An 11,004-nucleotide genomic window follows, 5' to 3' on the forward strand; every position below is an offset into this window, starting at 1 on the left:
CAGGTACTACGCTCACCGTTCAGATCGGACACCCCGGTCACACAAAACGAGGTGTGCATCAAACCCGGGATGCTCCACAAGATGAAAACTCGCGGCGTTGGGGGCGAGATCGGTACCCGGGCAGCCGATCAGCACCGCATCGTTCGCGTGCATCTGACCCAACGCAAACGCGTCGGCCACCGTCGTCGAACCATATGAGTGGCCTAGCACGGTGACGTGCTGACCTGCGCCGAGGTGGGTGGCCCACAATCCATTGACATCCTGCGCCAAGGCCTGACCGCCGGTTCGCGCCAGCTCGGGGGTGGAAATTCGTTGAACGTCGTTGAAGTCATTGGGAGCGTCGCAGCCCATCCACGCGATCACCGCGGTGGGGTTCTTTGGGTCGGCGGCGTTGGCCTGCTCGAACAGGTTCAGCGTGTCGTTGTGGCCGTCGTGCAGCCAACCACCCCGCACGCTGCTGCTGGTGCCCGGCACAATCACCGCGGTGTTCTTCGCCAGGTCCGGGTTACCGATGGCGATCGCCGCACGACCCTTACCGCCGAAAGCTAGCGGGTCATACGCGAACAGATAGGTGGGGAGAGGGTGGCGAGGATCATTCCCGGCGTCGTGGTCGAGACCCTGCTTGGTCTGATCGGCGTTCTGGTAACGGGTGATGTCGGTGGCCGACAGACCGTACTTCGTCGGATCGCGCACCACATCGTCGACAGACACGCCGTATCGGCTGGCGATGTCGCGTACCCGGTTGAGGTCGTTTGTCATCACCGCGAGATTGGCGCCGTTGCGAGCAAGGACGGGCACGCCGTTGAGATTGCCGATCTGATCAGGGTGCTCAGCGATGAGCTGCTGCCGCTCCTCGGGGGTCAAAGACGTCCACCACTTGTTGACATCCTCCGGTTTCGTGCCGGGTGGCGGAATCTGAGGTTTTGCATCCACGGCCTGGAGAACGTCGGGGTCATAGCCATCGGCGCGTAACGTGTCCAGCGACTTGTCCAGATAACGTGAGTAGCCATCACGAAGCGACTCGACCTGGCCCAGAGCGGATTTGGTGTCAGCGATGGCCTCGTCCTCAAGACCGGTGATGTGGAGATCCAGTCACCCGCTGCACCTCGGCGGAGTCATTAATCGGATGAACGCCATCCTCGCGATTCCATGCCGCCTCAAACCGACGACGCGCTTCCTCGAATGCTGCGTCGGCCTCAGCGGTGCAGCGACCGGCGGCATGAAACGCCTCCGCCAGATCAGAAATCTGCGCTGGGCGACCAACTTGCAGACTGTGGTTGATCGCCCAGGGATTACCGCCGACTTCGGCGATCAATGCTGGGATACTTACAGTATGTAGCGCAGCTGCATACACCGCCCGTTCTACGAATCGGGATTGCTTTGCATCGTGGCACCTTTCCCGAGCCGGCGACAACGCGACTATCTCGACTGCCGTACCAGAGCACATCTGAGCGTGCCCGCACTGGCGCTGTCACGGCACGAATTACCCGATTCTCGAGTTTGCTTACGACCGTGGGGATTCGGCGGCAGCGCGCCTCACCGCATCCTCCGTAGCGGCATGACGGCTGTCCACGGCCAGCACGTCCTTGACAACGCGCGGGCATCCGTCGACTACACCCCCCCTATGAAGGCTGACTGCCGGCAGCCGATGCTTGACCCACTGCCAGTCGATTCGCTCCTGTTCCAGACGCACGCGTTCACCCAACCGATCCGCGACCAGATCCGAATAGAGGTCTTGTTCGTCAGGCGTCAGTCGCGTGAGAACCGACGTGGCCGGGCGGTCTTCGGTAACCCAACGGTCGCGATGGGTGAGCAGCGTCTCACGGTCCATCAGCACCGACCGTGTTTGCGGGAGCCAAGCCCGCAGCCGGTCGAGAATGGCGAATCCGTGGGTGTCAATGTCGCCCCAGTACAAGACCTCGGCTTCCGCTAACCATCGCAGCCCACCGACGTTGTCGACGTCAAAGCCCTTGCCCCATATGACGACACCGTCCTCGGGGACGTCGACACTCAGATAGCTGATCTCGTTCTCGATGACTAGAGCCACCCGGGGCTCAATCCTGAGCTGAGCCAACTCCTCTGACCGCACCACCAACTCGGTGAGCGGAGCCGGGAGACCCAAGGAGGGAGCGGACCGCAGCCGGACCATTGCGGGCTTCGACCGGAGGCCAAGTCCGGCAAGGAATCCCGCGGCTGTCGATGAAACACCAAGCATCGCCGCCAACACCGGCCGGTGCCGCTCGGCGAACTTGGTGTCAACGCCGGGGGCGCTGATCTCACGCAGATACCGATTCGATTGACGGTGACCGTCGAGCCAAACGTAGGCCGCGATCAGCTGCGGCATCTCGGGCCCCAAGCCGAGCGCGTGATGCGGATGGTTCACGATCCACTCTCGAACCCGCGGATATCCATGTGCGAGAGCCAGAAGCTCGTCGAAACGACGAACCAAAGTCGCTACCCCCAAGAGTGCCCAGGCCTGCTCGAATGAGGACACCACTGCGCGGACGGGCAGCTGGTTACGGCCGATCCGCCTGCCGCCGATCGATTGCCACTGTAGGGTGTATCGGCGATCGTCGCGGCCGCCGGCGTCGAGCGCGGCCACCCAGTCGCGGGCGGCGGCGATGTCGTCACCGACCTGCGACGGTTTGGGGCCATGTAGTAGCACTTCGATCGGATCAAAGAGATCGCCGTTGGCGTAGGCACGCAACAGCGATCCATCGTCCCACCGGCGTCTGACCCTGGCGGCAATGTCATCCGGTGTGGTCCACCGGGCACTCATGACCGCCGTCCGTCCCGTCGTGTCCGGTACTCCTCGATCGTCATCGTCTGCAGGCGCGAGAATGTTCCCGTCGGATTGTCGACGAATCCGATTGCCTTCACGTACGGCTCGATGACGTGGACCTTCTGCAACGGTGTGACGATGAGAAGTTGCAGCCCCAGCGTCGCAAACAGGTCCAGCGCGTAGCGCGTCGAGACATCCGAACCACGCCCGAATGCTTCGTCGATGACCGCGAACCGGAAGTCGCGTGACTGCGCGGCGCCCCATTCGAGCCCGAACTGATAGGCCAGCGACGCCGCCAAGATCGTGTAGGCGAGCTTTTCCTTCTGGCCGCCGGACTTGCCGTCGGAGTCGCTGTAGTGCTCCCACTCGACGTCGGTCTCGACGTCGCGCTCGGAGGCCGAAAAGACGAACCAGTTGCGCACGTCGGTGACCCGTCGGGTCCAGTTCTTGTCCGATTCGGCGTAGCCGTCACGACCGCGGAAGCGCTCGATGATTCGCTTGACGTCGAGGAAGCGCTGCTCGGAGTATTGGTCGCCGTCGACGGCGAGGCTGTCGTTGGTCAGGTTGCGCAGGTCCGCACGGAACTGCGCAATGTCCTGGTTGGTGGTGGGCTCCTTCTCCAACCGGATGAAACGACCCGGGTTGTAGGGCACCGCGCCGAGGGCCTCGTTGATGCGGTCGACGCGCTCGTCGATGCCCGAGGCCTGCCGGTGCAGCCAGTTGTTGAACCCGGCCAGCTCCTGGATGGCGTTCTTGTTGAGCTGTTCTTTGAATTCGCTCTCGAAGCGCGGGAGATCGTCGGTCGCAATGCGGTCTCGGAACGCCAGGAACTCTTGGCGTGCCTCGACATTGGCGTCCATGTCCGCGCGAAGTTCGGGCCACCGGATCAACACCTTGAGCATCGACTGGATCAGGCTCTGGGCGTAGCCGCCAAGTTCCTTGTTAAGTCGGTCGATACGTTGATGGAGATCAACTGCGAGAGCGTTCTCGGTCTCGGCGCAGTCCGCTGACCGCGTCGGGCAGTTCTTCCCCAATCGCTCGGTGAGGGCCGGGTACGATTGGCGGGCTGCCGCCAGCTGTGCCTCCGGCTGGTTCGCGACGAGTTCGTCGTCGCGATTCTTGTCCCGTTTTGCTTGATTTGCTTTCGCGGCCGTGGTGGCCAGCTTGCCCGTGAGTTGCTCGATCGAATTGGCCACGGCATCAGCTTGTTTGGCGTTGTCCTCGAGCGCTCGGGCGATCTCTGCCAAACGCGATGAGCCGGCCTGCAACCGAACCCGTTCGGCGTCATAGTCGTTCGCGCGCGACTGGGCCTCGTCAACGTCGAGATCGGACCAGGAGCGGAATCCCTCGATCCGAAGGAGTGCGTCCAGCCTTTCCTGCAGCGCATCGCGCAACCCGCTGAGCCTGGCCTGCTCGGATGCTGCGGCCTCGCGCTCGGTCTCCAGTTCGGCGAGCTCGGTGCGCAGCGCGGCGATCTTTCGTTCGTTGGCCCAGCCGAGAACCCAACGACGAGGGTCGTCGACGCGATACCGGTCGTCCTTCTCGTGGCGCTCCCCGGAGCGCACCTGGCCCTCGCGGGTAACCGCCCGACGCTGGCCGCGGAACTCCTCAAGGCTTGCCGCGCAACGGAAGTCGGCTCGTTTCGTGAGCTCGTTGATCAGGTACTCGCGGAACGGGCCGTCTTTGACGTCGATGCAGTCGGCAAGTAGCAGCCCGCTGTGCTCAGGTGGCTGGAGGCGTACCCGTTGCCGGGGAACCCTTTCGTAGACCAGCTTGGCTCCGGCCACTTTGCCCCCACGGCCGTGGAACGTGAGCTGTCGACTGTTTACCCATGCGGCGACAGCGTCGTAGTGCAGCTGCGGCACCAGCAGCGAGAGGGCAAACCCGCGCAACACGCGTTCGGCGGCTCCCCGCCACTGCGCGTGCTCGTCGAAGACGTCGAGAAGCTCACCCGCGTAAGGAAGATCTTCCGGTGTCAGCCCGAGAGCCGCGCACAGTTCGGCGCGCAACTCGACCTGCTCGACGGGCAGGTTGCTGGTACGCTGCTGCAGGCTGGTGACCTCATCAGTGATGTGACCGCACTTGCGTTGCAGCACTTTCTCGCGCCCGATCGCTTCGGCGCTGGCTGCGTCGAGGTCTCGTTTCTCGGCTGCTAGCCGTGGACGCTCGGCGAAAACCAGAGCGGATAGGGCGGTGAACTCCTGGCTGCCGGTGACCGCCTTCAGGCCGGCGCTGGAGACGGCGGCGTCGAACAAAGTCCTGGTACGACGGCGTGTTTCGGCCTGGTCGCGCGCCTCGCGGGCGAGGCGTTCCAGCTCGCCGATGCGATCGCCGCCGGCTTTCGCGCGCTCCTCGATAAGGGATTCGCGTTCGCGCGTGAGCGTCTGCTGCCTGGCTTTGGCGATGTCCTGCTCCTGCCACAGGGCGTCGCCGTCGGTTTCCAGTTGCGCGATCTCGCTGGCCAGCAGATTCGACCGAAGCTCTGCGATGAAGAGCCGCACGGCGGATCGCTCGCGCTCCCGGGCGTCGCGCTCGGCGAGGGCATCGTCGTACTTCGCCGCGGTCGCTACGACGGGCTCGAGCGCTTCGAGTTGCTCCCGCGCCCGCTTGACGGCATCGTGTGCCCTGGTCAGGTCTTCGAAGTGGCCAATAATGTCACAGACGCGCGGACTGGCGTCGCTTGGTTCCAGCATGTGGTCGCGTACGAAATCGTTGAGGTTGCCCACAGACTTCAGCGAGACGGTCTGGTGGAACAGCTCCAGGGCCTGCTCCGATCGGATGCCCAGTAGGCGACGCAACGAGGTTGCGTACTTGGGGAATTCGTCGAAGATGTCGGCTCCGGCGGCTCGCAGCCGCTTGCGCAGATCACGCAGGTCGGAGCCGAAGTCGGCGAAGTCCGTCGCGATCGACAATTCTTTTGTCGCTGTGACCAAGAACCGGTAGGGCTGTCCGGTGCTCTCGCGCTGCTGGAAGACCTGGGCCAGGGTGACCGTCTCGTCGTAGCCGTGGTTGGTGAAGACTCCGAGGATCACCGAGTACGTTCGCCGGTTCTCGCGCAGGCCCTTGGCGCGGGATTTTCCGGTGGCCTCATTGCGCTCCGACTTGTAGTGGCCTTCAACGTAAGAACGCAGGGTGCGTTCCCTGGCCTCCGCGCCGGCGGCCTTGTTGTAGGCGGCCTTATGGGACGGCACCAACAATGTGGTGAGTGCGTCGACGATCGTCGACTTGCCCGAGCCGATGTCACCGGTGAGCAGCGCGGTATCGGTGCCAGGAGTGAACCGCCAGACGTGGGTGTCGAAGGTACCCCAGTTCAACAACTCCGCGTGCTGCAGCCGGTAGCCGGCCCGCCGGGTGTTCCCGAGATCGCCTGTCGCAGAAATTGTTTCACTCATCACTGGTCACCGCCCCGGCGTATTCCCGCAGCTTCGCCGCAAAGTCCGACAGGGTCTGGGCGTCGACGTAGGCCTTGAGGATTCGCCGTACCTCCCAATGGTCGCGTTGACCGCGTAGTTGGCGCAGGAAGCCCAGTTCGGCGGCCTTCTTGATCGTCGTCTCGGCCTGGTCCACGACTCGTGCGTCGTTGGTGGACTCGGCCTGGAAGAGTCGCAGAATTTCCACGATCTGCTCGGTGGCGAGAACCAATCGGCCTTCACCCCCAGTCGTCTCGAACTCGACCAGCCGCTTGCGCAGCAGCACCAGGAGCAGGCTGACGTTGTACGTCAGCGCCCGCCTGCGCACCAGACGCGGGAGCGCCTCATCACCGTCTTGCTCTGACCGGGAGCGAAGATAGGCGTAGCCTTCGGCGTCGTCGACCACCACGTCGACGCCGATGGTGGCGAAATGGTCTCGCACGCCGGCGCTCAAGCGCTCCAAGGTCAGCCAGGTGTCCTCGTCCGAATCGCGGTAGACGACCCCCTGCATCAGCCGGATGATGGCGCTGGCGATCGCATGCTCGTTGCTCATCGGCGCCGCACCGTCACCTTCGGCAGCCTCGCCCGCTTGGTGACGTCCGGGTCAGCAGGGTCGCAGTAGTCCAGGAGCGTCTCGTCTGCGTCGTCCATGTCGACCGTCACCTCCTGGTCGTTGAGTGCCAGGTAGCCGACGATCTCTGCCGCACCCTGCTCGATAGGGTGGGCCGCGACGATGTCGGTCAACAGAGCCGAAGAGTTCTCCGGCAGAACATCGCGGATGGTCTCGATCAAGCGTGCTTGGTCGATGAAGGTCTGGGTGAAGAGCAGGTCGGTGTCGATCTCCTCGGTCTCCGGGGGGATGTGGCTCTCGACCCCGACGGCCGCGGGCGGCTGGTAGAGCGGGCGCTCGAACGGAAGCGCGATCTCAATGCCCGGCTGGTCGAGTTCGAGCCCGAAAGACGGCGGGTTGCCGCGGACTTCGAGCGCCGTGCTCTCCACCGCTCTGACCAAGTCGAGCACTCGCCGGTTCTCCAGCCAAACCTGGTCATCGAGGAAGCGGCGCAGTTGTTCGGATATCTGCCGAACGGTGCGTTGCGCTCGATCGGCAGCTTCAGACCAGTCGTGGTGAATGCCGCGAATCCGATGGTCGGCTTCGATGAGCTTCAGGGCGGAAACCTTGGCCAGGAGTTTTGCGAGTTCGGCCTGGCGCGACTCGGAGAGCAGGAAGTCATAGAACGCCTGGAAGCTCCGGCCCTGGTCTGAGCCTGCGATCTGCGAGCGGCTTCCGACCAGCTCGGCAAGCAGTTCGCCCTTGGACCCATCCCAGGCCGCGATCTTCTCTCGCGCGGCCCGGTCGAGGAGCCGGAAGTTCTCTTCGACCTCGCGAAAGTCCGAGAGCAGTTCTCGCGCGGTGGTGGCGAGCTGTTGGTAGCGGTCGCGGACTCCGGTCGCATCCAGCACGTGGACAACGCCGGCCTCGACGGCCGCGATCTCTGCGTCGAGTTCGTCGCGGCGGCGCCGCAATTCGGCCAGCCGGACATCGGGTTTGCTTTCAGTTCCGTGCACGATCTGCCGCAGCAGCTCGACCACGGTGTGCAGCCTGGACTCGGTCCCGACGAAAGACCTGCCCTTGAGGCCCATGACCCATGCGTAGGCCTTCTCGAACGCCGGCGTCACCTCATAGTGGACTTCGTCATCGCCGGCCGGGTAAAACCGTCGCAGGTACGCGGCGTCGGTGGCCGCCCAGTCCTCCAGATAGGACCGGGCGTCCTTCGGAAACCGTTCCTGCCCGTTCTCGGTGGGGATCTCGGCGTTCAGTGCGTACAGGTGGTCGTCCAACGCGGCGGCGACCTGGCTCGCTGGGCACGCGCCGCGGTTGCCCTCGACGAAAAACACCCCGAGGAAGGACAGGATCAGCGTGGCGTTGCCGGCACGCAGCAGTCGCCAGGCGGGGTGCCGCTCCCGCAAGGCGTCGATCGTCGCGTAGTCCACAGCCAGAGCGTAGGCAAGGCCACCGACAAGTTCGGGCGCACACTCCGGAAGGGCCGAGAACTGACGATCGCCCTGAATTCAGGTACTCGGTGCGGACCTCGCGCGGTGCGGTGTCCGGTGGCCGAGTGCCGAATAAATTCGTCGGTAATTGTGCCCGGATCAACCGCCACCCCGACCGGACCGCCGCCGACGAAGATGGTGGCGGTGACGACGTGAGTGGCCGGATCGATCACCGACACCATGCCGCTGGAGAAGTTGGCCGTCGTCGCTGTCAAAGCGCTGGCCTGCGAACCACTTTCCACCGCAGGCGTCCCGCTGTGCCGGTCTGTCCTCGCGGTCAGCTCAGGATCCGCACTAGCGTGCGACGCGCTGCTCAACGGCTCACGCGGAAGCGCTTGAACCGCGACGTCGTTCCGGATACCAATTCGACTTGGCTTCTTGGTAATTGAAGGTGGGCTGCCAGTAACCGGGTGACCGCGTCGTTCGCCTTGCCGTCAATCGCTGGCTCCCGGACGTAGATCGTAAGCTCACCGTCAGGACCGACCTCGACAAGGGGTCCCTTGCGACTGCCGGGCTTGACGTTGACGACGACGGAGTCGTTCATGCGGCGTAAGGCTACCGTCCGGACTCGTGTGCTGGGCGAGTGCGATCTCGAATTCGGGCCGACAGCTCGCTGCTCAGGCCGAGGACTCGCTGTACTGATTAGCCGGGCGGCGGTACCAGTGGCGGACGGCATACGTTGGCGGCCGGATCCCACCACCAGCCGTTGTCGCATGCCAGCGGTTGCGGCCCGACACCCAGCGGCCGGCATACATTAGCGGTCGGGTCCCACCACTGGCCCGGCTCGCATGCCAACGGTTGCGGCCCCACACCCAGCGGGCGGCACACTTTGCCCGTCGGGTCCCACCACTCGCCGTCCGCGCATTCGGCCGAGCTCACTGCCGGCGTAGCGATCGTCACGGCGGCCATCGACGCCAACACCACCATGATGATGGGAACCAGATGACGAACGACCGTCCTCATTGCAGGCCTCCCCGAGTGTGCTCGACCTTAACCAGCAGTCCAGCTTCTGTGTCTGGCTGGCGTATTCATCATCGAACCCAGCCTGGGCATAAGGGTCAAGACCATCCTGCTCGATGGAGCCACGTATCGGGCCGTCGGGATTGCATGATGCCAGCTGAGCTTCCACCGGGTCCGGGCGGCGGCTACCGTGAATTCCGTGACGATAGCTATCGGTTTCTCCCGAGCCTGTAATTCTGCAGGCCGCTACTCGCACTTCTTCTGCCGATTTTCAGGCTCGGCGTCGAGGTCACGTCCGGGCGCGCGCCTGGGTCAGGATCCGTTCGACACACAGGACGCGAAGCGCGCAGGCCCCGCTCGGACCAAAGGCGCGAATCTCGTTGGGGCATTCGAGTTTTGTCACCGGAAGGGACGCGATCGGTAATCGAACGGGGTGCACCGGCGATCGCCGGTTGGGGGCGCCGGCACAATGGCCGGTTAAGGCAGCTGCAACGTCAGCGCCGCAGGATGCACAGGCTTTGTGGCGAACGTGCGACTACCGCTCGAGACGGTCAGCATGATCTGTGGCGGCTTGCCGTCGACGGATTTGCCCCCCGCCAGCGCCGTGGCGTTGATCAACTCGGTGACGAGACTGCCTCGCGGCCAGGCGTGATATCGCACGGGATCGGCGGCCCGCCGATCTGTTTGTCAAGTACGAGAAAAGAGACGGTGCTTGGGTCGGCGCGGACCGCCCAGCCCGTGATGTGGAACGGTGCGCGGCCATCCTTGGCAAATTGGTGGGAACGCCGCGACTGGGCCCCGACGCCGCCGCCATCAATCCATAAACCCAATCGCGGCGGATAGTTCAGCACGCAGCTCCTTCGCCCGCTCGACTTTCGCGCGGGCATCGGCGAGGTCAAGCACGCCGGTCGCCACCATGAGCACCAACGCTATTTGCGCGCACCGACACCAACGGGTGCAGACGCGCGGGCAGCCTGTTCGCTGATAGTGAACCCGCAAACCTGCGTGCCGCTGCCTCAGAAACACCCGATTTCTAGGTAGTGCAGTCACCAAAGCTCCCCGCCCGCCGGTGCCAGGAGACCGATTACCGACCCCAATGTTCCCAAAAGGGTTCCCATCGGGGGATGAAAACGGCCCCCGGAGTCTCCTCCGAGGGCCGTTTCCGCTGGTAGCGGGGACAGGATTCGAACCTGCGACCTCTGGGTTATGAGCCCAGCGAGCTACCGAGCTGCTCCACCCCGCGTTGGTGAATGCCAGGTTACCGAACATGTGTGAACCTGACCAAATTGCGCGGTCAGCAGTGGCGGGGCAGCTGAAACACGGCAGCCCCCTCATGCCGCCCGTTAGGCGTCGATGCCGCCCATGAAGCAATCCCGAATTCACCCCCGAAGTCCCGACAGCGCTACCTCAGCACGGCGCTTCCACTCCCCCACCGGGCGGACCGGTCAGTCGATTTCACCGTGCTTCCGACGGGCATCCAAGCGCAAGGCGCGCCATCATCTGGCTCGTCGGCGATTCTCTCAGCCACAAGCGTACGGATGGATGACCGGGGAGCCGCTGGTCTCACCGGAGCGCCGGCGAGTGCGTGAGGAGCGGATCCGGCCGCCGCGGCTGGCACTCCACCAATTCGTTCCATACGCCGCTACACCCCTACAGCGGCCAACGGAAATTGCTTTGCGACGGACGGTTCCGGCCGGATAGCATCCCAGCCTGGCCGCTACGAGTTACTAAGTCGCGCATAAGTAAGGCGACACACGGTGTACGGTGCACTGTCTTTCCGGGGCGGTCGTGTTGACTTAT

At 64.1% G+C, this 11,004-nt stretch carries 7 protein-coding genes, 1 tRNA gene and 1 pseudogene; all 9 read right to left on the bottom strand.

The window, feature by feature from the left end:
* Positions 1-78: 78 nt before the first annotated feature.
* A pseudogene (locus tag AWC07_RS22470) lies at positions 79-1,354 on the bottom strand (putative alpha/beta hydrolase); the annotation flags it as partial.
* Positions 1,355-1,504: 150 nt separating this feature from the next.
* Positions 1,505-2,779 carry a Wadjet anti-phage system protein JetD domain-containing protein gene (locus tag AWC07_RS22475; protein WP_084293231.1) on the bottom strand — a complete coding sequence of 425 codons (1,275 nt, stop codon included), beginning with the start codon at positions 2,777-2,779 and terminating at the stop codon, positions 1,505-1,507.
* Positions 2,776-6,174 carry an ATP-binding protein gene (locus AWC07_RS22480; protein ID WP_085105235.1) on the bottom strand — a complete coding sequence of 1,133 codons (3,399 nt, stop codon included), beginning with the start codon at positions 6,172-6,174 and terminating at the stop codon, positions 2,776-2,778. The genes AWC07_RS22475 and AWC07_RS22480 overlap by 4 nt, the downstream gene beginning before the upstream one ends.
* Positions 6,167-6,745 carry a DUF4194 domain-containing protein gene (locus tag AWC07_RS22485; RefSeq protein WP_036413429.1) on the bottom strand — a complete coding sequence of 193 codons (579 nt, stop codon included), beginning with the start codon at positions 6,743-6,745 and terminating at the stop codon, positions 6,167-6,169. The genes AWC07_RS22480 and AWC07_RS22485 overlap by 8 nt, the downstream gene beginning before the upstream one ends.
* Positions 6,742-8,184, bottom strand: a complete 1,443-nt coding sequence (locus AWC07_RS22490; RefSeq protein ID WP_036413426.1) for a DUF3375 domain-containing protein — start codon at positions 8,182-8,184, stop codon at positions 6,742-6,744. The genes AWC07_RS22485 and AWC07_RS22490 overlap by 4 nt, the downstream gene beginning before the upstream one ends.
* The gene (locus AWC07_RS29915; protein WP_084293524.1) at positions 8,106-8,486 is read right to left on the bottom strand and encodes a hypothetical protein; all 381 of its coding nucleotides are present in this window, start codon (positions 8,484-8,486) and stop codon (positions 8,106-8,108) included. The genes AWC07_RS22490 and AWC07_RS29915 overlap by 79 nt, the downstream gene beginning before the upstream one ends.
* A 71-nt stretch (positions 8,487-8,557) precedes the next feature.
* Positions 8,558-8,788, bottom strand: a complete 231-nt coding sequence (locus AWC07_RS22500) for a DUF167 domain-containing protein (protein WP_084293523.1) — start codon at positions 8,786-8,788, stop codon at positions 8,558-8,560.
* A 98-nt stretch (positions 8,789-8,886) separates the two neighbouring features.
* Positions 8,887-9,207 (bottom strand): hypothetical protein, encoded by a 321-nt coding sequence (locus tag AWC07_RS22505; protein WP_036413419.1) that lies wholly within the window; start codon positions 9,205-9,207, stop codon positions 8,887-8,889.
* A gap of 1,163 nt (positions 9,208-10,370) precedes the next feature.
* Positions 10,371-10,447: transfer RNA gene (locus AWC07_RS22515), tRNA-Met, on the bottom strand.
* Between the last annotated feature and the right edge of the window lie 557 nt (positions 10,448-11,004).

It is taken from the genome of Mycobacterium gastri (genome assembly GCF_002102175.1).
GTDB classification, from domain to species: Bacteria; Actinomycetota; Actinomycetes; order Mycobacteriales; family Mycobacteriaceae; genus Mycobacterium; species Mycobacterium gastri.

Bases quoted from the DNA above. Each gene is read 5' to 3' on its own strand.
- AWC07_RS22475 (WP_084293231.1), bottom strand. From the start codon at position 2,779: ATGAGTGCCCGGTGGACCACACCGGATGACATTGCCGCCAGGGTCAGA.
- AWC07_RS22480 (WP_085105235.1), bottom strand. From the start codon at position 6,174: ATGAGTGAAACAATTTCTGCGACAGGCGATCTCGGGAACACCCGGCGG.
- AWC07_RS22485 (WP_036413429.1), bottom strand. From the start codon at position 6,745: ATGAGCAACGAGCATGCGATCGCCAGCGCCATCATCCGGCTGATGCAG.
- AWC07_RS22500 (WP_084293523.1), bottom strand. From the start codon at position 8,788: ATGAACGACTCCGTCGTCGTCAACGTCAAGCCCGGCAGTCGCAAGGGA.
- AWC07_RS22505 (WP_036413419.1), bottom strand. From the start codon at position 9,207: ATGAGGACGGTCGTTCGTCATCTGGTTCCCATCATCATGGTGGTGTTG.